Source organism: Bacillus sp. FSL K6-3200 (assembly GCF_038630485.1).
Taxonomy (GTDB): Bacteria; Bacillota; Bacilli; order Bacillales; family Bacillaceae; genus Bacillus; species Bacillus safensis.
The window spans coordinates 2,312,398-2,335,311 of record NZ_CP152032.1; the positions used below are offsets into that span (position 1 = coordinate 2,312,398).

Below are 22,914 nucleotides of genomic sequence, written 5' to 3' on the forward strand. Positions count from 1 at the left end.
GGTGGAGCGTTTGAGTCTTCTTTGGGTTTTTTATGAGGAGGATTATCAAACCGTCCGTTTAGATGAGCAGTTCAATCGAGAAGCTCTGATTGGACCTGAAATAGAGCATACGGTGACAATCCCTTCACTTTCATTTGATGAAGGGGCAATTCGTTTATCACCCGATGAACCGAATGAAGGTTTTTATGTTTATCAGGGAGATGAGAAGAAAGGCAAATTACATCCACATGAACCATATCAGCTTGGTTCACTCACACTTATTTTAATGGATGCGCATCATGATCAGCATATTTATTACCTAGGAAATAGAGTCGAGTTGTCTTTTTCACGTGAGGAGAAGGATGAAATTGATGTGTGGAAAGAACAAGCTCATTCCATGTTTCAAGATGCCAGCCAGTTCACTTTAGAGAAAATCGAAGGAACATGGTATATCATGCCTCAGGACGAGACGATTTACGTAAACGGAAAAAAAATCCACGGTCCAGAGAAGATTTATGCCGGAGATGAGCTGTTCTGGAACTTTCTGACGGTGACATTTAAAGATGATGATTTATTACAGGTGACAGCATACGAACCCTTTCAAACACGTTTGGAAAAAACAAGACCACCAAGTACAGAAACAAAACAAAAATACCCTTCATACAGACGCACACCGCGTTTGATTTATGATTTACCAGATGACCGGGTATCCTTTAGCTTTCCTTCGCAGGAGAGTGAAAATAACAGCAGAGGGCTTTGGCTTGTCGTCCTTCCGCCGCTTGTCATGCTCCTTGTGATGGGGATTGTCGCCCTTATCCAGCCGCGCGGAATCTTTATTGTCGTGTCGATGGCGATGTTTATCATGACGTTAATTACATCGTCCGTTCAATACTTTAAAGAAAAATCACAGCGCAAAAGACGAGAAGAGAAGCGGCAGCGAGTCTATTCTCTTTATTTGGAAAATAAGAGAAAAGAGCTGCAGGAGCTGTATGACCGCCAGCAATATATTTTGACGTATCATTATCCGTCATTTGAACAAATGAAGTATTTAACTTCAGAAATCAGCGGACGCATTTGGGAAAAGACGCTTGTGAGTGACGACTTCTTACACCTGCGTCTTGGAACGGGCGCAGTCCCATCAAGCTATGAGTTATCAATGAGCGGCGGTGATATGGCCAATCGAGATATTGATGACTTAATGGAACAAACGCAGCACATGCAAAAAGTATATCGTGAAGTGAAGAATGTCCCGATTACATTCGGTCTTGCGGATGGTCCAACAGGGTTAATTGGGAAGCCTGCGATTGTGAAAAATGAGCTTCATCAGCTTGTCGGACAGCTTGCTTTCTCACACAGCTATCACGATTTGAGATTTGTCTTTATCTTTCATGAGCAGGAGTATGAGAATTGGGAATGGATGAAATGGCTTCCGCACTTCCAGCTGCCTCATACATATGGCAAAGGGTTTATTTACAATGAACAAACACGTGATCAGCTGTTGTCTTCGATCTATGAAATTTTACGTGAGCGTGATTTAGAAGAAGAAAAAGAGAAGAAAATCTTTACGCCTCATTTTGTGTTCATCGTGACAAATCATGAGCTCATTGCTGAGCATGTGATTTTAGAATACTTAGAAGGCAGCCGTACAGACCTTGGTATCTCCATTATCTTTGCTGCAGAAACAAAGGAAAGCTTGGCTGAAAATATCTCGACGCTTGTCCGTTATATTAACGAAGAAGAAGGAGATATTCTCATTCAGCACAAGAAGGCAGTACGAATTCCGTTTCAGCTTGATACACATCAGCGCGGAGACAATGAACTGTTTGCCAGAACACTGAGAACATTAGACCATCAAGTCGGTATGACCAATTCGATTCCTGAAACGGTCTCATTCCTTGATCTTTTTCATGCCAAACAGGTGGACGACATTGGCATTCGTGAAAAATGGCTGACTTCAGAAACGGCCAAATCATTATCGGTGCCAATCGGTTATAAAGGGAAAAACGACATTGTCGATCTGAACCTGCATGAAAAAGCACACGGCCCGCACGGATTGTTGGCGGGAACAACGGGATCAGGGAAAAGTGAATTTTTACAGACATATATTTTATCGCTCGCTGTAAACTTTCACCCGCACGAAGTTGCTTTCCTATTGATTGACTATAAAGGGGGCGGAATGGCGCAGCCGTTTCGAAATATTCCTCATTTACTTGGAACGATCACCAATATTGAAGGCAGCAAGAACTTTAGTGAAAGAGCGCTTGCCTCAATTAAAAGTGAATTGAAGAAAAGGCAGCGGCTGTTTGATCAGTATCATGTGAATCACATCAATGATTATACAAAGCTCTACAAGGAGAAAAAGGCTGAGCAGGCAATGCCTCACTTGTTCTTAATCTCTGATGAGTTTGCTGAATTAAAAAGTGAAGAGCCAGACTTTATTAGGGAGCTTGTCAGTGCTGCACGTATCGGCCGAAGCCTAGGGGTCCATCTCATTTTGGCTACCCAAAAGCCAGGCGGAGTCATTGATGATCAGATTTGGAGTAACTCCCGCTTTAAGGTCGCACTAAAAGTGCAAGATGCGTCAGACAGTAAGGAAATTTTGAAAAATAGTGATGCAGCGTCCATTACCGTCACAGGCCGCGGCTATTTACAAGTTGGCAACAATGAAATTTATGAATTGTTCCAATCGGCTTGGAGCGGTGCACCATATATGGAAGATGGCTACGGCTCAGAAGATGACATTGCCATTGTGACAGATACTGGACTTATTCCGTTATCAGGGGTAAGCACAGAGCCGGCAGTGAAAAAAGAGACAGTGACGGAGATTTCCGCTGTTGTGGATGAAATTGAACGTATGCAGCAGGAGCTTGGAATTGAGAAGCTGCCAAGTCCATGGCTTCCACCGCTTGAAGAGCGGATTCCAAAAACACGTTATGCGTCGAGTGAAGAGCATGTCTTCCATTTTGCACTTGTCGATGAACCAGATCAGCAAAGCCAGCATCCACTTTCTTATCAAATGATGGAAGATGGGAACATTGGCATTTTCGGTTCCTCCGGATACGGCAAATCACTTGCTGCTACAACACTGTTGATGAGCTTTGCGGAGAGGTATTCACCTGAAGAATGGCACGCATATATTTATGATTTCGGAAACGGGACATTGCTTCCGTTAGCCAAACTGCCGCATACGGCGGATTATTTCTTAATGGATCAGATGAGAAAGATCCAAAAATCAATGAAGCGTCTGCGGGAAGAGGTTGAATATCGCAAGCGGTTATTCAGACAGCAAGAAATGAGTCATATCAAAATGTACAACGCCTTAAATGAGAAAAAGCTTCCGTTCATTTTTATCGTGATTGACAACTTTGACATTGTCAAAGATGAAATGCATGAGCTCGAATCTGAATTTATTCAGCTGAGCCGTGACGGACAATCACTAGGTATTTACTTCTTGATTACAGCGACACGGGTAAATGCAGTGCGTCAATCGCTGATGAACAATCTGAAAACAAAGATTGTCCATTACTTAATGGATCAAGGAGAGGCGTACTCGATTATTGGTAGACCGAAATTCAGCTTAGAGCCGATCCCAGGACGAGTCATTATTAACAAAGAAGAGCTTTATTTTGCGCAAATGTTCCTGCCAGTGGAAGGAGAGAACGATCTCGAATTGTTTGAGCATCTGAAACAAGAGATACAGCTTCTTCATGACCGCTTTGAAGCAGCTGAAAAACCAAAGCCTGTGCCAATGCTTCCTGATAAGCTGACAGTTTGGGAGCTTGAGAGCCGTTTAGATGAACAAAAAACGCCTTATGATATTCCAGTCGGATTAGATGAGGAATCTGTGGCACCTGTTTATTTTGACTTGAAAAAGAATAAACATTGCCTCATCATCGGTCAAACGCAGCGCGGAAAAACAAATGTGACAAAACTGATGCTTGATCAGCTTTTAGTGGCAAAGCCTGAAAAGCTGGCCGTCTTTGATTCAATTGATCGGGGTCTATCCCATTATGCAAAAGAAGAGAACATTGATTACCTTGAAACAAAGGATGATATCACCGAATGGGCAGAAGAAATAGACCGCTTATTCAAGGTGCGGGAAGAGATGTACGTCGAAGCTGTACGCCGAGGGGAGACCGATCAGCTGTCATTTCCTCAAATTGTGCTTGTGATTGATGGCATTACGCGTTTTCAGCAGACGATCGATCCGCGTCTTCAAGATCAATTGGCTGATTTCATGAAGTCATATGCACACCTGGGCTTCAGCTTGATTGCATCAGGGAATCATACCGAGTTCAGTAAGGGCTATGATGCACTCACAAACGAAATCAAACAAGTTCGTCATGCTATGTTACTCATGAAAAAATCAGAGCAAAACATCATACCGCTTCCGTATGCAAGACAAGAACCAGAGATTCAGCCAGGCTTCGGCTATTTGGTTGAAAACGGGAAAGAGAAGAAAATTCAGGTTCCTTTATGTGCGGTAGAAAGGAAGAGTGTTCAATGACAGAGCAGCAAAAAAGCTCCATCAAAATCATCTCCACCATGATATTGATTCTTGTGCTGCCGGTTTTATTTTTCCACCTGATTGGAGATGACCCGGCAAAACAGAAGAAGAATGCGACACGTAACATTGCGGTGGTCAATGAGGATATGGGAGCGAGCGAAAGTGAAAACACGGCTCGCTTCGGACAGGATGTTGTGGCAGCATTGTCAGAGCGTCCTGATTATACATGGACTGTAGTGAATCGCAGTGCGGCGGAAAATGGACTGAAAAACAGAAAGTATGACGCTGTCCTCTATATTCCGTCTGACTTCTCTAAAAATGTGCTGAGCTATGATAAAGACCATCCCGAAAAGGCGTCCATTCAATTTTCAATTCAAGATCAGCTCAATGCAGTCAATAAAGAGAAAGTGCAAAGAGAGCTGGAAAATGCACAAAAGAAAATGAATGAACAGATGTCGACGCTATATTGGAGTTTTGTATCACAGGAAATCGGCAATGTAAGAGAAGAGTTTGAGCATATTGTCGGTAAAGAAGTCGAATTCCAAAACACGATGTACAACTTCTATAAGCCGAACTCAAACAAACTATCAGATGCCGTACAGCAGCAGAAGAAACAAATAGAAGAATTAAAAAATGCGATGGCCGATTCACAGAAACAATATAAAGACGGCTTGAGTACAACAGAAGAAGCAAAGAACCAATTAAAGGACTTTGTGAAAGTAGTCGATCAATACCAGCAGTATCAAGACAAACAAAAGGATCTCTTGATCAAAGCGCAATCAACAAGCCAAAAGCAAATCCAGCAAGGGCTCAAACAGCTCGCTGACATTCAAAACCAAAATGCCCGCAGCTTTAGTGACCAAATGGGCGGACTAAAAACAGACATCAACGGGGTACAAAGTCAGCTGAAAACAACTGACGGCGCCATCCAATCTGTTCAAAAGTCGAGAGAAGACGCTATTCCTAAGCAATCCACGGGATTAACGGAACTTGTGATAGCGTCTCAGAAGGAACTGATTAAAAACTATGAAGATCGTTACTTAGAAGATTATCGAAATAAAATATCAGACTTGCAGACAAAGCTATTGGCAAAAAGGCAAGAGTTAATGGACGAGCCGGAACCGCCAGCTGACTCTGATGAAGACGGGCAATCAGATCAAGATAATGAAAACCCAGAAGAGATTGGGATTAACCTAGATGAAGAAACAAATGAGCTCTCACAAATTTCAATAGAAATGAACGACCTTGCCGATCAATTAGGAGAACAGGAGACACCACCGCCTTCGACTGAAGATGGGCAAGAAGGTGAAAGCGGTGAAAATCCTGCTCAGCCAGATACCAGCAGCAAGAATTCATCGCAGGATGACCTAAAAGCACTCTCAACTCGCTTAGATGAAGTGAAAAAGAAAATACAAGAAAAAGCGGACGCTCATAACGACGAATTAAAAGACAAAGTGAGTCAGATGAGTAAAGAGCTTGAGACCCTTACGAAAAAAGTAGAAAAGCTTGAAAAGACTATCCTACGGTTACAAGACCGATATAACGTCATTCCGAATGAAATCAAAAATCAAGAATCATCCATTGTAAGCAAAGTAAAAGAGCTGAAGCGCAGGAACTCACCGATTAGTAATGCCTTTAGCGATCATCTTTTTGAGAAAAAGTTCGAAACAAAATCAACAAGAACTAAAAAATTAATGGACTATTCAAATCAACTCTCTCAGCTAGAGCTGATGATCGCAAATGTCTATCAACCATCTAATAACTCTTCACTATATGATGCAAAAGAAGAGAATATCCAGTCCATCCTCTCCATCAAAAAAGAAGAAACAGAAAACTGGGATAAGCTCAAAAACCAGATGCTGACATCAAATGATGATGTGTCTACTTTTATTGATGAGATGCAGAAGTTTTCAGATGGTTATGCGGAGTACATTACGACTCAGCAGGCAAGCATGGAACAGGAGTTACAGACAATCTCTGAAAGTGCCGACAATGTAGCTGAGCAAATGGCTGATCAAGGAGATGCGGTGTATACGGCAGATCTTGCAGGCAGTTCAATTGTTGTCAGTGCACAGGATTCAATTGGTCAGGAAGTGCTTCGTCTTTCTGAAAATATGAGTTCGTTAACCGACCGCCAAAAAGGGGTGGCGGATTATACGAATAACATTGAAGAGAGTGTCACAACAGTTCAAGAAAAAGCAGATACACTGAATGAAAACTGGAGCAAGAATGTTAGCTCTACGAAGCTTGTTCAGCAAGATTTAAAGGGGATTCTAGGAAATACATTAAGTGATCAAGGCAACAGCAACTATGTGTATAACCATTTAGCCAATCCGCTGAAAATCAGCGGCGATGTGCCGGAAGAAAAAACGCAGACTGTACCGCCGGTCGTCATTTTGGTCATTGTGATGATCAGCAGTTTGTTAATTGGCTTTTTCAGCTCGTATTATGCGTCAGCTCCGATGCTGGTCAAAGGTGCACTGTTTGGCATCTTAAATCTATTAGTCGGACTCATGATCAGTTTGTTTGGACTGAACATTTACAAACTTGCAGATGATCAAGCCATTCAATGGTCGATCTTCACCATTTTGTTATTAGTTGCGTGCTCTGCCTTTATTCGCACGGCCTTCCTATTTGGTTCCATTGCGGGATGGATGGCAGCAACGGCGCTTATTTTCTTCTTTGTTGCACCGTTAATTGATTTGGTGATGCCGAATTTCCACTTTACCAATCCAGTGACAGATGTGTACCTGTCGATCCAATATGGAAATGGAGACACGTTTGGAATGGGCGTCACGGGGTTAGTGATATTAACTGTCCTTTTCATGGTCGTACCGCTTGTGAAAAAGCTATGGAAAGATAAAACAGAGGAACGTGATGTGACTCATGAAGCTTAATCTATTCGTGAAAGGGGCGGTGCTCGTTGCCGTTTCCCTTTTTCTCCTCATCCCTGCTGCTTTCGCTGCTGGTGAAGATACGGATACGAATGTCAAGCCGAATGAATATCAGGAAAAGGAGCTCAATATTAACTCAAGTATATTGAGGGATCAAACGAAATACGAACAAAGCAAAACGACGTCAAAAATCAAAACAGACATTCATTTTGCTGAACCGCCTAAAGCCTCGGGTGGATCTCTTTCTCCGCAGCTTTTTGGTGATCTCAAAGAGAACCCGCCCAAAACACCGGCTCGCATGATGAAAGAGATGAATATCTCTTTTAGTGATTCGGCTGTATCAGCACCTTCTGACGATGATCATGAGAAGCAGACATCGGCTCTGCTTCCGATTATCTTTGGTTTCTTGATAGCCGTTGGACTCATCGTGATGATCATCCTGATTCCAAAGGTGAATGTGAAGGCTGAAAAGAAATAGTCTGTCTCTTTTAAAAGAGGCAGGCTTTTCTTTATGCAGATTGCTTGATGTCACACCGTTTCACTACGTAAAATAGTGATATCAAGGGAGGAGATTGTCATTCGAATTTCAATCGTTACAGGCGGATCAAAAGGTTTTGGCCTAGCACTTGTGAATAGGATGCTTTCGCGCGGGGATCATGTGTACACAGCAGCAAGAAGTGCATCGCCGATATCCCATCCGAAGCTCACACATACTCAGGTTGACCTGACCGATGAAACGGCAGCAGCCAAATGGCTTCAAAATAGTCTCACGCCGCAAACTCTGGCAAATGCTGATGACATCTTATTCGTCAATAATGCAGGAATGGTCACACCTATCAAGCGCGTTGGACAAGGCGGACAGGATACACTTCATCAGCATTATAAGTTGAATCTAGTCATTCCTGTTTTGCTGAGCCATGTGTTTGCCAAGCAGACTCAATCATTTAACGGAAAGAAAACGATCGTTCATCTTTCTTCTGGAGCGGCGAAAAACCCATACAAAGGCTGGAGTGCGTATTGCAGTTCAAAGGCAGGACTCGATATGTTTATGAGGACTTTTCATGAGGAACAGCAGGACGAGGCGCATCCGATCAACACGTTTTCCTTTTCACCCGGCACGATCGATACAGATATGCAGGGGGAAATTCGGAAATCATCAAAACAAGACTTTGAACAAATAGACCGTTTTCAGCAATTATATGAAACAGGCACGTTGAAGAGCCCAGATGAAGTCGCACGTATTTTGCTCGATCTTTTAGCGGATGATCCAGATGGCGGATGTGTCTACGATGCACGTGAGTATGTGAAAAAGCAGTCATAACGAAGCATGAAGACAAACCCTCGCATGCGGTATCAGGCCTGCGTGCCGGTGCTCACGAATCTCAAATTCGCTCCGTGCTCCTAGACTTCAATGGTTTTAAAGAAGAAAAAAAGCAGTCATAACGACTGCTTTTTTCGTATTGTACAAGCAAACACAGCTTATTTGACATAAGCTATTCTTGAGACTCATAGAAAATATAACAGAACATTTGAGTTTCTTTTCAGAATATGTTAGGATGCTAAAAATATAGATAAGGAGGGGTTTCCATGAGAAAGGTTACATTAATGGATGTTTACACCCATCCAGTCGCTCAAAAATATTTAAATCGTTCAGGAAAAGCCCATGCAATTGCTTGTGCTTATCACGCATTCAAACTGGCGGTGCAGGCTGGGATTAATCCAGATCTCGCTGTGAAAGCAGCCCTCTTGCATGATATCGGCCACTATGAATGGTATACAGATGGCGGAGAATGGGATTACGAGACATATAGACGGAATGATATTCATGCGATTAAAGGCGCAGAACGGGCTCATAAACTGCTCATACGGCTCGGTGAGGAACCAAAGGCAGCCAAAGATATTGCGCTTGCGATTCTGCTTCATACGGATTCATATTTGCCAGAGGGCGACCTTCATAAGGACACACTCCAGCAAATCGTCAAGAAAGCAGATGAAATGGATGAAGAGCCTGGCGGACATCATCATTACAGACAAATAGACGAATCACTTGCAATGAAAAAAATCACGGAATTGGATCAAAAAGTGCAGCAGGCACTTCAGCCCATGAAACGCTCTGTTTAGTATGGAATGTCTCCATGAATATTTCCATGCTGATCGACATACAATGTGCGAATAACGGTACGGTTAAATGCTGATGTACCTGATGCAGTGAGTCCAGTGTAATGAACCGTGACAGAATAAGCACCTTCTTTTTTCAATTGAACAGCGGATGAATCAGTTGTTTTGAGTGGATGATCTTTTTGGGCATCCTTAAAGTAAAAGGTTTCTACTTTCTTGCTTAACCGTTTAATCACACCGCTTGAATGGGTCGATGCATCATCCCCTGATTTCGCTGCCTCTGCTTTGATTTCTTCATTTAATGGTGAATCAAAGGATACGAGCAGCAAATAAGGAGCCTTTTTTCCTGAATTTGATCGAATCGTCCATTTTCCAGGAACGGGTTTATTGATTTGCACATGGTGCGTATATGCGCCTTCATATGGGAAAGATGCTTTCGATGTCTTCAGATTTGTTAAGACGTCTCCATTTGGGGCGATGATTTCTGGCCGCGTCTCCTGTCTTTCATTTAACCACTGAATCGATAAGCCATTCGTTCCTTCCTCTACATAGAACGCTTCTGTTTTATCCTTTTCACTTTCTCCGCCTTTCACATAAACATCTGTATTCAGCTCAGTAGAGTTCGGGGTCTCTATATTTTCTTTTTCAGCGCTTGCGACATTTGCCAGCAGCTGATGCTGGAATACAGGGAACATGCTTGTGCCGTTTTTAATTGAATTGTGATCCCATTTCCCTGTTAAAATATTGTTTGCATATGATAGTCTTGTGCTGCTTACCGTGACGGCGCCATCGTTTGCGCCAAAGCTCTTTAAATACATGCCTCCTAAGTACAGCACCCCGCCAAATGCTCCCCATTCCGATCCCGAATACGTGATGTATTTATGAGGAAACTTCTCCAGCTTGTCGGTTTCACTTCGAAAAGCCGCCATGAGCCCCGTTTGCAAAGAATAGAGCGCGTCGCTTTTTTGTCCAAGAATTTCCGCGAGCCAGCTTCCGCCCTTGCTATACGCTAAATCTGCCAGCGGCGTCCCGTAATGAGGGGAGCCGAGTGTGATGATCTTCTCTACATATGGATGGGCATTGTGATACACGAGTGCGGACTGTGTATCCACCCCGCCTTTACTATGACCAATCACAATGAGTTTTCGACCGAACACATCATAGATTTCTTTTAACTTTTCTGCTAATAGTTTGCCATTCTTTTTCGTATCCTGATCTGGATACAAATCTATGAATGCGCTTTCGTATCCGTTCAGAACAGCTTGCTTTGCCATGTCGTTTCGGTCGAACCATGTGGAGGAGGAGCTGTTAATGCCGTGAACAAAAACAAGCGGCGGTTTTGATTCGTCTTTTTGAACCGGATCTTCTCCTTTAAACCACTTCCCTGGTGTCCCAGGTTCATCTCCAATTGTTCCTGCATATGCATAACTTGCAAAGGAAAAAAAGAGCATGACAGCAGCGAGACAGATGAGTTTTTTCAAGAACATTCACCTCTTCAAATGATTTAAGTTGTTGGCAGCACCAATCTATTATACTTCCAAAAGATGTAAAAATATATAAAATGTAAAAATATGGTATTTGAGTTGTGGGTTTGCCCTGAGTGACATTCACATGGGTCATTGCATACGCTGTGGGTAAATACACAAGTAAAGGGGCAGGTAGGATGGCACAACAAGGAAGTCCGCAGCTTGTTTCATTAGTTGATCCATATGTTTATCAAACATTGCAGAAAGTGATTGGTATGAGATTAATTGTTCAAACAGTGAAAGATACGGTGCGTGGAAAATTGAAGGAAGTCATGCCGGATCATATTGTCATTGAGGCGGGGACAAAATCAGTTTTTTATGTGCGGATCCAGCAAATTGTATCGGTGATGCCTGATCACAGTGAAAGAGTGTAACAAGCAGACGCATAGGTGTCTGCTTTTTTCATGCTTATAGAATGTATATCTGGAAAAAGTGCATGATATACCAATTGTTCTTTTTTTTTCAAAAAATAAGGTTCTAAAACAAGAAGCAGTTGACAGAAGGTGGGTTGAATAGTAGTTTTTTAATAAGATCAATACGTAACAGGAGGAGCATCTTTGTTAAAATCTAAAGTTCATTTTTGGACATTCCAAATATTACTTGTTTTACTTATTGTTTATGTATCAACAAAGGTTTCGTTTTTATTTCAGCCGATTATTTTATTTGCTTCAACCTTGTTTGTTCCCATCTTGCTGGCTGGAATTCTCTTTTTCATCTTTAATCCAATTGTTCGATTTTTGTCCAAGAAAATACCTAGGACACTTGCTATCCTGATCATTTATCTCTTGTTCATCGGACTCATCACGTTCATTGTGAATGCTGCGGGACCGATTATTGTCACGCAGGTAGGTGGACTTGTTAAAAGCTTCCCTGGTTATGTGACGGACATGCAGAAATTTATGAACGACTTCTCGCATTCTAAAACATTTACTTGGATGATGAACCAAGATTATGTCTCCGTCTCGAAGTTTGAACAGACAATTGTTTCGACATTAAAAGGTTTGCCGGAAAACATTGCTTCAAGCATGTCTGCGGTGTTTGGCGTGATTGCCAATATTGCTTTAGCCGTGATCACCGTTCCGTTCATTTTGTTTTATATGTTGAAAGACGGACATAAGTTTCCGGACAAGCTTGTTCAATTTTTGCCAATGCCTTACCGTAAGGAAGGATTGAAAATCTTTAAAGAATTAAACGATACACTTGCGGCTTACATACAAGGGCAGATTGTTGTCTGTTTATTTGTTGGAGTGGCTTGTTTTATCGGGTACTTATTAATTGGTGTGAAATATGCGCTCATTCTCGGTATTATCATTGCGGTCACAAATGTGATCCCATACCTTGGGCCTTATCTTGGCGCGGCACCAGCTGTACTTATTGCGTTTCTTGATTCGCCTGGAAAAGCGGTGGTGACAGTTATTGTCATTCTTATCGTTCAGCAAATCGATGGAAATGTCATTTCTCCATTGATTATTGGGAAACGCCTCAACACACATCCATTGACCATTATTCTGCTATTAATTGGGGCAGGAAGCTTTGGCGGAATCCTTGGCATGATCTTTGCGGTTCCTGTCTATGCACTGCTCAAAGCCATTACCTTGAATATTGTCAGATTGGTTCAGCTTCGTCAGCGGTCTCGTAAGGAACAGCATTTAAACGTCTAGGACAGATGCACACCTTTTCCCTTTTTGCATAAGATGATTGAGATAAGCAGATAGGGGGAGATTCTGATGCCTGCAATCGTTGGACCTATTCATATCGAGTCGTTAGGAGGAAACGGTGCAGCTACTTTCGGTGATGTCCTGGCCATTGCCCCTTTGGCTGTAGACCACTCTACTGGTGGTGCGGGAGCCTTTAATTCAGGTGATTATATGTCACTTACAAGTGATCCGAATGCCACGATGCTTTGGGACTTTACATTGTTTGGCCAGCCTCAATCATTTAACGCATAAAAAGACAGCTGATGATCAAAGATCAGCTGTCTTTTTTATTTTTCATACACGTATTTTTGAGCTGGGCATATGATGTGGGGAGAAAAGGTGGTGGAAAGATGCCAGCGATTGTTGGACCTATTCATATAGACCGTGTAATTGGAAATGGTTCTGCACATTTCGGTGATGTTTTTGCCATTTCGCCAAAAAGTGTCGATCACTCCGCCGGCGGTTCAGGTACGTATAATGCAGGGGACTTTGGCCAATTTGTTAACAGTCCAAACGTTACGTTTGTGTGGGATATAGACCTGATCGGCCAGCAAAAGAGCTTTAATGCGTAGCCAGCTTTGAAAGGGAATTCCTTTTCAGAAGCTGTCTTTTTTTATGGTACAATGGATATGGATGTAAGAAGAAAAAAGAGGTGTGAACAGAGTCAAATGAAAATTAGAAAAGCACACATCACAAGCGGACAACCAAAGACCTACAATGTATATTTACATGAAAATAAAAAAGAATATAAAACGCTTGTTGCCGTACCTGACATTGAATGGAGTATTTCCATTGCGTATGAGGACGAAAAGGAGCAGCTCATCCATACGCTTGAACAATCCTTAATGGAAAGAGTAGAAACAGACGAAGCCCGTGACCTCGCACTTAAGATTGTGCACTGGGTCACAGAAATGTAAATTTTAAAACCAGGAGTGAAAACAGTGATGAAAGAAGAATCCGTAGACTTTTATTTGCAGCAAGGGATATTTGGACATGCTGAAACAAAACCCGATGAACGAAGAATGTTTCTTGGTTCATTAAGGGAACGAGCGCTTCTCGCCCTGACAAAGGGACAGGTATCAAGAAATAAACCGTATCAAGAGGTCGAACAAATATTGAGGGCCAATCGCCAGGCCACAGTTCTTTTAAATGGTGAACTTTCCTATGCTTCTTATTCTCAATATGTCAAAATGGCCAATACCGCTGGATGTTCCTTTAAAGTGGTGAATCATCACGAATCGCACTCTCCTTTTGGTCTTGTCATAGAGATGCCAGGTGCGGTCAATCAGGAGCACATCTATATAGAGGATGAGCTGTTTCAAAAAGCTTTTTCTCATGAATCTGTTGAATAGGTTTCCCTAGTGAAATGAATAAGCTATAATGATTCAAAAGAGCATATGGGAGAGATGCGGATGGGCAAAGCGTTGATTTGTATAGATTATACAGTTGATTTTGTTGCAGACGATGGAAAACTGACATGCGGAAAGCCTGGACAGGCGATTGAATCTAAGATCACAGAGATCACTTCTTCATTTATTGATGAAGGCCACTTTGTCGTCTTTGCTGTCGATCATCATGAAGAAGAGGACCCTTATCATCCAGAGACAAAGTTATTTCCGCCCCATAATATTCGCGGAACCGAGGGCATTGAACTTTATGGACAACTAAGTTCACTATTTCACACGTCAAAACATTTAAAACATGTCTACTATATGGAAAAAACAAGATACTCTGCTTTTGCAGGCACTCAATTAGAAATGAAACTGCGCGAGCGCGGCATCACGGAACTTCACTTAGCCGGCGTATGTACCGATATTTGTGTACTTCATACAGCTGTTGATGCGTACAATAAAGGCTTTGAACTTGTGATTCACGAGAATGCTGTGGCGAGTTTTAATGAAGCGGGGCACGAGTGGGCACTTTCTCACTTTGAGCAGTCGCTTGGTGCGAAAGTGGTTAAGTAAGGGAAGGAGAATGGAAGTTGGAGCATCGGTTTATTGACGACAGTTTATCACTACATACAGATCTTTATCAAATTAACATGGCAGAAACGTATTGGAGAGACGGCATACATGAGAAGAAGGCAGTCTTTGAACTCTTCTTTAGAAAGCTTCCATTTGACAATGGCTTCGCTGTATTTGCTGGCTTAGAGAAAGCGATTGAATATTTATCGGACTTTTCCTTCACTGAAAGCGATCTAGCGTACTTAAAAGATGAACTCGGTTATAAAAGCGATTTCATTGACTATTTAAGCGGATTGTCCTTTACAGGTACACTTCATTCAATGCGAGAAGGGGAAATTGTCTTTGCGAATGAACCGATTATGCGCATCGAGGCAACGCTTGTTGAAGCTCAGTTAATCGAAACAGCATTGCTCAATATCGTGAATTTCCAGACGCTGATTGCAACAAAAGCGGCCCGGATTAAAGGAATCATTGAAGATGAGACAGCATTAGAATTCGGAACAAGACGTGCGCATGAAATGGATGCAGCGATGTGGGGAGCAAGAGCTGCACTCATCGGCGGTTTTCAGGCGACAAGTAATGTTCGTGCTGGGAAACGCTTCAACATTCCAGTATCAGGAACACATGCCCACGCACTTGTACAAGCATACCGCGATGAATATACAGCATTTAAAAAATATGCTGAAACTCATACAGACTGTGTCTTTTTAGTCGATACGTATGATACCGTCAGATCAGGTATTCCGAATGCGATTAAGGTAGCGAAAGAATTTGGAGACAAAATCAACTTCATTGGTATCAGACTTGATAGCGGGGACCTTGCATACTTGTCTAAAAAAGCTAGAACGATGCTGGATGAAGCAGGATTCCATGATGCAAAAGTCATTGCATCAAGCGATCTTGATGAACACACCATTATGAATTTAAAGGCACAGGGTGCCAAAATTGATGTGTGGGGTGTTGGGACAAAACTGATCACAGCATTCGATCAGCCAGCCCTCGGTGCAGTGTATAAGCTGGTATCCATTGAAGAAAACGGCAAAATGAATGATACCATTAAAATTTCTTCCAACCCAGAGAAAGTGACAACACCAGGCCGTAAACGTGTGTACCGCATTATTAATCAATTGAATCATCATTCTGAGGGTGACTACATTGCACTTGAAGAGGAAGATGTTCATAGTGAGGATAAACTAAAAATGTTCCATCCTGTGCATACATTTATTAGTAAATTTGTTACGAACTTTGTGGCGAAAGATCTTCACGTCCCGATTTTTGAACAAGGTAAACTTGTCTATGACAACCCGGATATTCAAACGATTCAAGCCTATGTGCAGGACAGTCTTGGACTTTTCTGGGAGGAATACAAACGAATCAGCAAACCAGAAGAATATCCAGTCGATTTGAGTCAAAAATGCTGGGATAATAAAATGCAGTTTATCCATGATGTGAAAAATAAAATCAAAAAAGAGCTTTATGAAAGCGAATGATTAGAAGAAAGGGAGATCATCAAGCCGGATGGTCTCTTTTTTTTATTTTGACCGATTGAAAATGAACTAAAAGCGCAATCATTTGGTATACTGAAAGCACATCTTGTTTGTCATGGCATAAAGGAGGATTGGAGCAGTTGAGGGTGTTTGTTGCGAGACAGCCTATTTTTAACAGAAAAGAACAAGTCGTATCATATGAGCTGCTTTATAGAGATAGTGAAACCAATACATATAGCGCTGAAGACGGTGATCAAGCGACAACGGACCTCATTATCAACAGTTTTCTAAATATCGGCATCGAAACACTGACAGAAGGAAAACGATGCTACATTAATTTCACCGAAAGCTTGCTTTCATCTGATCTGCTCACCTATTTTGATCCGCATCAGCTTGTGATCGAGATATTAGAAAATGTACCGATTACCCCGGCACTTATTATGAGATGTAAGCAGTTAAAAAAATGGGGATATACGATTGCACTCGATGATTTCTTCCTAAACGGAACACATTATAGTGACAAGCTGCTTGAGGAACTCCTCTATTGCATTGATATTTTAAAAATTGATTTTCTGAAAACGACAACGCAAGAACGAAGAGCTATTCTGAATACCTATAAAAAGTACCGCCTTCGATTCTTAGCTGAAAAAGTAGAAACGAGAAGAGAATATGAAGAAGCGCTAGAAGCGGGCTTCCACTTGTTTCAAGGGTATTTCTTTAGTGAGCCGCATGTGATATCGGGACGAGCCTTATCGACCAGCTTCCATGCGTACCATCAGCTTTTAAATGAGTTAAGCAAGGACCAGCCGAATATCCAGACCGTGACCCATTTTATTGAAAGTGACCTTTCGCTATCATATCAATTATTAAAAATGCTGAATTCAGGCGGCATGAGACGTCTTTATCAAATTAAAAGTATCCGGCAGGCGATTATCCTGCTTGGGTTTAATGAGATTCGGCGCTGGATCTTTATCCTTTCATTTAAAGAACTGAATGTCCAAGCTAACTCAAGTCAAAAAGAAATTATCAAAATGTCGTTCATTCGCGCCAAAACGTGTGAACTGATTGCCTATCGTACTGAACGAGAGCACCCAGCCTCTTATATGCTGACAGGTATGTTTTCTCTTATTGATACACTTGTCAGAGCAGATATCACAGAACTAGTGAAGGAGCTGCCGCTTTCTGATGAAGTTGGCGAGGCACTTCTTGGCTATGAAAATGATTATTCTTCTGTGCTGGATGTGGCCAAACGTATTGAACGAAATGAATGGGATGATGAGATGTTAGGTGGAAATCTCCCGAAACAGGAAGCTTATGGCTGTTATATAGAAGCCATTGAATGGTGCCATAAAATGTTTGAATCTTAAGAAAAGCCGCTCTGAATGAGCGGCTTTTCTTTGTCATGACCACTGTAAAAGAAGAAAAAGTCTGCTGGAGGCAAGAGACAAGTAGATCCGAATGCCTTCTGGACTAAAGCGGATATCGATGCCGCTTTTCACACCGATTTGCTTCAGCATTCGGATGACACTTGTTGAATCAGAGCGCTCAGCAGCCTCCATGATGCGCTTGGCAAACGGAAGGGAGCTGGAAATTTGCTCCGTGATGAGTGAAGCATCAGCAACGAGACGGGTCGATTCCTTTGCGGCTCGTTGAAATGAGTGGGCATCTACTGGAGGAAAAGTCATTGGCGTGCGCGGCGGGTATGCGTGGCTCATTGCGGGAACCTGCAAAGCAGAGTAAGGAACATAGTAAAACACATGGTCACCTCTTCTCTCATTGACGTGAAATTGGACGGATATCTGTTCTAAATGTATGTAGAAAATCAGAATAAAGAATCAAAATGATCTTTCTATCTTTGTAAATCCAACATAAAAATAGGTACTTTTGCGGTCAATTTCGGTGGATGTCGCCAAAAAATTGCGGTGTCCACAATAGCGTCTGTCGTCTGACCTATAACACGCAAAACCAAAGATATAGAGGGGATCGTATGTTCTTTCGAGAGAGAAGTGTGACGAACGATGCCTATTCCTGTCGCAAAAATGACGCATTTCCTTTGAAATTGAGATAAAAGTATGATTTGAAAAGTCAGAAAATGATGAAAAAAGACCTATTGAATTTTGCGGTATCACGCACATGTTTTGTGCATACTTTTCGGTGAAAAAATACTCAATTACATTTACACTGTTAGTAACAGATCAAATACTTATGACCCAATCACCATACACAAATACATTGATCTTCCAAAAAAGGAGAGTGGAATCGATGGAAAAGTATGAAATCGAAGAACTTAAACAATTATTATGGAAACTTGAAAACGAAATTAGAGAAACAACGGCTTCTCTTCATAACATTAACAAAAGCATTGATCAATACGACAAATATGAATATGTGAAAATTTCTTAAAGACTTGATAATCATCAAGTCTTTTTTTTATCCAAATACATACAAAAAAAGGATATATTATTATATAATTGTTAAATAGCGATGTCAGTGGACATTTGCTCATGTCTTTTTAGTAAAATAAAAGACGAAAGGGTGAGGTACAAGATCGAGTATGCTAAACTATCTAGAGAATACAAAAATCAAGCAGAATATGTCTGATTTTATTCAATATGCAGTCAGGCAGAATGATTTACAAAAGCTGCTTCTGAAATTTACAGATAGAAAAAAAGAATTTCCTCTTGGTCAATTAGCTTACCAGCATTATGAGGCATTTGGCGGACAAGACAAGCAAGCGATTACAAAACTGGCAGCAGGGATTGAACTTCTTATCTTATCTGCCGATATATTAGATGATATTGAAGATCAGGACAATGATTCGTATCCTTGGATGAACGTCGACCAAGGAGTGGCCATCAATGCTTCTACGTATTTATATACGGTGAGTATCCAATTCATCGCATCAATATGTGAAAATAATTCTCAACTATTAGAGAAACTGTTCCATTTCATTAAAATGTCAATGGAAGGGCAGCACGAGGATTTGCGTCATTTGCATGGAACAGAAGAAGAGTGTGTAGAGGTTTTAAAGAAAAAGTCAGGATCTTTAACAGCTATTTCTAGCGTATTGGGTGTTTATTTAGCGACAGGAAAAATAAACGCCACTGTGGAATCTTATTCAATATATTATGGTGTTGCTGAACAGATCAGTAACGATTTTTTTGCGTTATTTTCAAAATCAAACGGAGATTTTCAAAAAAAACAAACGCTGGCATTCAGTTATTTAAAAAGACGTTTTAACGATGCCAGTCAAGAGCTTCTTTCCTTCTTTTCTAACCGGCTGGATGAGTCAGAGCAAAAGCCGGTTCAACTGAAGCAGAAGTTACTTGAAGCTGGTTTGACTCAGTACATGGTATCGATGAGAGAGATTATGCTGTTAAAAATGAAGCAAGGAATTGAACAACTTGATTTACCTAGGAAGAAGAAGGAACAATTATGTGCATTTATGACAAAGGAGGGCAATGGTTGAATATTCAAAATATCATTGCACATCTAATGAAGAACCCAGTTGTGATCGATGAATTGAAATCTGGAAATGCAAGTTTAATTCATGCAGATGCACAAACAACAGCAGCCATTATAAAAGGTGTAGAAAAAGGATACATGAGTACGAAATACATCTGGGAGTATTAATTTTAAGATCCAACCTGTATGATTATTTAATGATCTTTTCTTAAGGATGTTTTAAACATGAAGCTTACCTATACAAAATTGTCCACATTTCTTGTTTTTTTGTCTTTTTTATTTGTGATCTATATTTCATATATCTATGTATTTGATATTTTTAATGGTGCACGTGTAGAAAAGAATGAAAATGGTCAAACGGAAGTTGTTGACGTTGAATATCTTTCTTTAGCTTATTCGTCAGGGTTAAAAGAAGGAGATATTATTTTAAAAATAAACGGACAATCTAATTTAATTCAAGATCATATGATTAATGGTAAGCTTAGAAATGTACAAAGAATTGATATTCAAAGAGGAAACCAAATTATATCACTTAAAAATAAAACATTGATTGGTCGAGAAAGCTTATTTGTCTATTTAATCCCTCTTCTTCTATATTCAATATGCTTATTCTGTATCTTTTTTATTATTAAAATTAACAAAGAGCCGCAACGAAAATCTGCATTTTTATTAATTTTATTCTTATTGTCAATTTGTGTTGGATATCTGAGTGCAGGTACTTCAGGAATTGGTGATAGATTTAGCCATTATGTTCTCTTATTGTGTTTATCGAGTGTATCCATCTTATATATTCATTTTATCTATCAATACTTCAAAGAATTTGATGTGCACTTAACGAACCCAAAACTAATCAGGTGCTTATACTTGATACCTATTTTTAATCTTGCAGTACATAGTGGAGTTTCGGTGTCATCTGAATTGAGAAAATATGTTCCAAGCATCAGTTTGCTGTTTTTTTTCGGAACAGTTTTAGTAGCACTTTATTTAATAGTCAGAGGCATGAAGAGATATAAAAAAACAGCACATGGTTCAGTTTTAAAGTTTTTTGCTATTATAAATGTTTTGTCGTTCAGTCCATTTATTTTATTTTTCGTTATTCCCTATGTATTTTTTGATAAGTATTTGATTAATCCTTTTATCCTGACATCTATCGTTTTGTTAATTCCTTTTTCACTCGTGTACCAATTTATGACGAACAAACTTTACAATATGGATTTTCTAATTAGTAGACTGAGATACTATGGCTTTCTAGCCATCACACCAACCATTTTCGTTGTAGTCACGTTTTACATTCTGCAAAAACCAGAAGATTTGAAGTACACACTGAAGCTCGCATTAATCACTTATACTCTCATGCTGGCTGTTTTTTATTTTAAAGAAATTCTAGATTTCCGTTTTCGTCTGAAGCGTTTTTCAGAGAAGCATAATTACCAGGACAGTGTGTTTAAATTCACGCAGCTCATTCGTGAGGCGTCATCACTTCACCAAGTGTTATACCATTTGAAATACACCATTTTAGAAGTGCTTGTTGTTAATAAAGCTTTTGTACTTGAGGTGAAGGCTGATGGGCAAATTGTTGAAATTGATGAGTCAACAGGGGATAGTGAGCTATGGAAAGAGTATGTGGATCAATTTCAAGATATATTAGATGAAGTCGGGAAAATCATCGCGCTTGATAAAGGGTTTATGATGAAAATTGGTGAGCGGGGCGGTCACTCTTTTGTGATTTGCTGTTTATCTAATTTACGGACACCGAAATTGTCGCGTGATGAGATTTCTTGGCTGAAAACATTGGCCTTTTACACAAGTGTCAGTTTAGAAAATGTCGTCAAGATCGAAGAATTGATGGAGCATCTTGACGATTTAAAACAGCGTGAAGCCAATCCTGCCTGGCTGAAGAAAATCATGTTTGCCATGGAAGAAAAGCAGCGCTCAGATTTAGCGAGGGATCTTCATGATTCCGTGCTGCAGGACTTGATATCACTAAAAAGGCAGTCAGAGATGTTTTTAACGAATTTCCAAAACAACCAATGCCCGACATCTATTGAAAATTCGCTTGTCTCATGGAACGATCAAATGTCTAAAGTGATTCAGACGACGAGAGAAACGTGTCATGAGCTTCGGCCGCAGCTGCTGTATGATTTAGGTTTAGTAAAGGCGATATCGAAGCTGACTTCTCAAATTCAAGAGGAAGCACCGTTTCATATAAGGCTGAATACGACACGCTTTGATAAAGAGCTGGACATTGATATTGATTCACAGCTGAATATTTACCGAATTGTCCAGGAACTGTTATCCAATGCCCTGAAGCACTCCCAAGCTACTCAAGTGTTAGTGATGCTGATTTGTATTAAAGATCAGGTTGTTCTTCACTATGAGGATGATGGAGTCGGTTTTGATGCAAGTCATCTTGATCAGCACACAATGAGCATGGGGCTATCGGGAATTAGGGAACGAGTCAAAGCGTTAAATGGAAAGCTTCAAATTCACACAGCACCGGAAAAAGGGCTTAAGGTGAAAATTGAAATGGAATTGTAACGATTTATTAAGGATTAAGACTTGGCATTAGCCAAGTTTTTTATATAAAATGGAAGTGAGTGATTTAAAGGGAGGAAGACATGAAGAAGATATTGGTCATTGATGATCATCCGGCTGTCATGGAAGGGACAAAAAGCATTTTAGAATCAGACCAGCAGCTATCAGTCGATTGTTTAAGTCCTGATGCAGAAGCCGCCTTTTTAAAGACGCATGACTTTTCCATCTATGACGTGATTTTGATGGATTTAAATCTCGGGGATATCAATGGAATGGACATTGCGAAGCAAATCTTAGAAAACAACCAGCAAGTAAAAATTATCATTTATACAGGGTATGAAGTAGATGATTATTTTGAAGAGGCTATTCGGGCTGGATTACACGGTGCAATTAGTAAAACAGAGACGAAAGACAAAATTATTGAATACATACACCGCACATTACAAGGAGAAGTTGTCATTCAGCTGTCCTATTTAAAGAAATTAATTTCACAGCAGCAAGAAAAGCCAGAACAGGCGCAGCAGACTGATCACGACCTCTTAACCGAACGGGAGTGTTTGATCCTTAGAGAAGTAGAAAAAGGATACACGAACCAGGAGATTGCCGATGTGCTTCATTTGAGCAAACGGTCAATTGAGTACAGTTTGACATCCATCTTTAATAAGCTGAATGTTGGATCTCGTACAGAAGCGGTGTTAATTGCCAAGTCTGAAAGTGTGCTGTAAACGTGTGAAGGGAGAGG

At 40.7% G+C, this 22,914-nt stretch carries 21 protein-coding genes; 19 read left to right on the forward strand and 2 right to left on the reverse strand.

Annotated features, from left to right (window positions below; all coding sequences use genetic code 11):
• The first annotated feature begins 10 nt into the window (after positions 1 to 10).
• The 5 genes from essC to MHI60_RS11675 all read left to right on the forward strand — a co-directional run bounded on the left by essC (position 11) and on the right by MHI60_RS11675 (position 9,501).
• Complete coding sequence (essC, locus tag MHI60_RS11655) at positions 11 to 4,486, forward strand: type VII secretion protein EssC (protein ID WP_144483404.1); 4,476 nt, start codon at positions 11 to 13, stop codon at positions 4,484 to 4,486.
• A complete protein-coding gene (esaA, locus tag MHI60_RS11660; RefSeq protein WP_111292722.1) occupies positions 4,483 to 7,383 on the forward strand; it encodes a type VII secretion protein EsaA in 2,901 nt (966 codons plus the stop codon). Before essC ends, esaA begins: the two co-directional genes overlap by 4 nt.
• A complete protein-coding gene (essA, locus tag MHI60_RS11665) occupies positions 7,373 to 7,858 on the forward strand; it encodes a type VII secretion protein EssA (RefSeq protein ID WP_144472247.1) in 486 nt (161 codons plus the stop codon). Before esaA ends, essA begins: the two co-directional genes overlap by 11 nt.
• Before the next feature lie 99 nt (positions 7,859 to 7,957).
• Positions 7,958 to 8,701 (forward strand): (S)-benzoin forming benzil reductase, encoded by a 744-nt coding sequence (locus MHI60_RS11670; RefSeq protein ID WP_238409565.1) that lies wholly within the window; start codon positions 7,958 to 7,960, stop codon positions 8,699 to 8,701.
• Between the two features lie 266 nt (positions 8,702 to 8,967).
• Positions 8,968 to 9,501 (forward strand): HD domain-containing protein, encoded by a 534-nt coding sequence (locus tag MHI60_RS11675; RefSeq protein WP_024425954.1) that lies wholly within the window; start codon positions 8,968 to 8,970, stop codon positions 9,499 to 9,501.
• Here the strand turns inward: MHI60_RS11675 and MHI60_RS11680 are convergent.
• On the reverse strand, positions 9,498 to 10,985 hold the full coding sequence (locus tag MHI60_RS11680; protein ID WP_263639779.1) for an alpha/beta hydrolase: 1,488 nt from the start codon (positions 10,983 to 10,985) through the stop codon (positions 9,498 to 9,500). The two genes, MHI60_RS11675 and MHI60_RS11680, sit on opposite strands and share 4 nt — an antisense overlap.
• Positions 10,986 to 11,161: 176 nt before the next feature.
• Here MHI60_RS11680 and MHI60_RS11685 point away from each other — a divergent pair, with 176 nt between their 5' ends.
• The 9 genes from MHI60_RS11685 to MHI60_RS11725 all read left to right on the forward strand — a co-directional run bounded on the left by MHI60_RS11685 (position 11,162) and on the right by MHI60_RS11725 (position 17,539).
• Complete coding sequence (locus MHI60_RS11685; RefSeq protein WP_034282580.1) at positions 11,162 to 11,398, forward strand: YuzF family protein; 237 nt, start codon at positions 11,162 to 11,164, stop codon at positions 11,396 to 11,398.
• Positions 11,399 to 11,581: 183 nt separating this feature from the next.
• On the forward strand, positions 11,582 to 12,685 hold the full coding sequence (locus MHI60_RS11690) for an AI-2E family transporter (protein ID WP_095409472.1): 1,104 nt from the start codon (positions 11,582 to 11,584) through the stop codon (positions 12,683 to 12,685).
• Positions 12,686 to 12,751: 66 nt separating this feature from the next.
• Positions 12,752 to 12,973: a spore germination protein gene (locus MHI60_RS11695; protein WP_003213446.1), complete on the forward strand. Its 222-nt coding sequence runs from the start codon at positions 12,752 to 12,754 to the stop codon at positions 12,971 to 12,973.
• 98 nt (positions 12,974 to 13,071) lie between these two features.
• Positions 13,072 to 13,293 (forward strand): spore germination protein, encoded by a 222-nt coding sequence (locus MHI60_RS11700; RefSeq protein WP_095410048.1) that lies wholly within the window; start codon positions 13,072 to 13,074, stop codon positions 13,291 to 13,293.
• A gap of 96 nt (positions 13,294 to 13,389) precedes the next feature.
• Positions 13,390 to 13,638, forward strand: coding sequence for a YueH family protein (locus tag MHI60_RS11705; RefSeq protein WP_024423330.1), 249 nt, complete (start codon positions 13,390 to 13,392; stop codon positions 13,636 to 13,638).
• Positions 13,639 to 13,665: 27 nt separating this feature from the next.
• Complete coding sequence (locus tag MHI60_RS11710) at positions 13,666 to 14,073, forward strand: YueI family protein (protein WP_144483396.1); 408 nt, start codon at positions 13,666 to 13,668, stop codon at positions 14,071 to 14,073.
• A 60-nt stretch (positions 14,074 to 14,133) separates the two neighbouring features.
• Entirely contained in the window at positions 14,134 to 14,685 is a 552-nt protein-coding gene (locus tag MHI60_RS11715) for an isochorismatase family cysteine hydrolase (protein WP_095409470.1), read from the forward strand.
• A 77-nt stretch (positions 14,686 to 14,762) separates the two neighbouring features.
• Positions 14,763 to 16,175, forward strand: a complete 1,413-nt coding sequence (locus MHI60_RS11720; RefSeq protein ID WP_342502688.1) for a nicotinate phosphoribosyltransferase — start codon at positions 14,763 to 14,765, stop codon at positions 16,173 to 16,175.
• 137 nt (positions 16,176 to 16,312) lie between these two features.
• On the forward strand, positions 16,313 to 17,539 hold the full coding sequence (locus MHI60_RS11725) for an HDOD domain-containing protein (RefSeq protein ID WP_144484294.1): 1,227 nt from the start codon (positions 16,313 to 16,315) through the stop codon (positions 17,537 to 17,539).
• 33 nt (positions 17,540 to 17,572) lie between these two features.
• Here the strand turns inward: MHI60_RS11725 and MHI60_RS11730 are convergent, their stop codons facing one another.
• Complete coding sequence (locus tag MHI60_RS11730; RefSeq protein ID WP_144483390.1) at positions 17,573 to 17,929, reverse strand: inner spore coat protein; 357 nt, start codon at positions 17,927 to 17,929, stop codon at positions 17,573 to 17,575.
• A 505-nt stretch (positions 17,930 to 18,434) separates the two neighbouring features.
• Between MHI60_RS11730 and degQ the strand changes: the two genes are divergently transcribed.
• From degQ to MHI60_RS11755, 5 genes are all read left to right on the forward strand, one after another.
• On the forward strand, positions 18,435 to 18,575 hold the full coding sequence (degQ, locus tag MHI60_RS11735) for a degradation enzyme regulation protein DegQ (RefSeq protein ID WP_003213123.1): 141 nt from the start codon (positions 18,435 to 18,437) through the stop codon (positions 18,573 to 18,575).
• Between the two features lie 151 nt (positions 18,576 to 18,726).
• The gene (locus tag MHI60_RS11740; protein ID WP_144483387.1) at positions 18,727 to 19,641 is read left to right on the forward strand and encodes a polyprenyl synthetase family protein; all 915 of its coding nucleotides are present in this window, start codon (positions 18,727 to 18,729) and stop codon (positions 19,639 to 19,641) included.
• Positions 19,638 to 19,805, forward strand: a complete 168-nt coding sequence (comX, locus tag MHI60_RS11745; RefSeq protein ID WP_186318690.1) for a competence pheromone ComX — start codon at positions 19,638 to 19,640, stop codon at positions 19,803 to 19,805. The genes MHI60_RS11740 and comX overlap by 4 nt, the downstream gene beginning before the upstream one ends.
• Before the next feature lie 57 nt (positions 19,806 to 19,862).
• Entirely contained in the window at positions 19,863 to 22,175 is a 2,313-nt protein-coding gene (locus MHI60_RS11750; RefSeq protein WP_144483383.1) for an ATP-binding protein, read from the forward strand.
• An 80-nt stretch (positions 22,176 to 22,255) separates the two neighbouring features.
• Positions 22,256 to 22,897 carry a response regulator transcription factor gene (locus tag MHI60_RS11755; protein WP_144472265.1) on the forward strand — a complete coding sequence of 214 codons (642 nt, stop codon included), beginning with the start codon at positions 22,256 to 22,258 and terminating at the stop codon, positions 22,895 to 22,897.
• Positions 22,898 to 22,914: the final 17 nt, after the last annotated feature.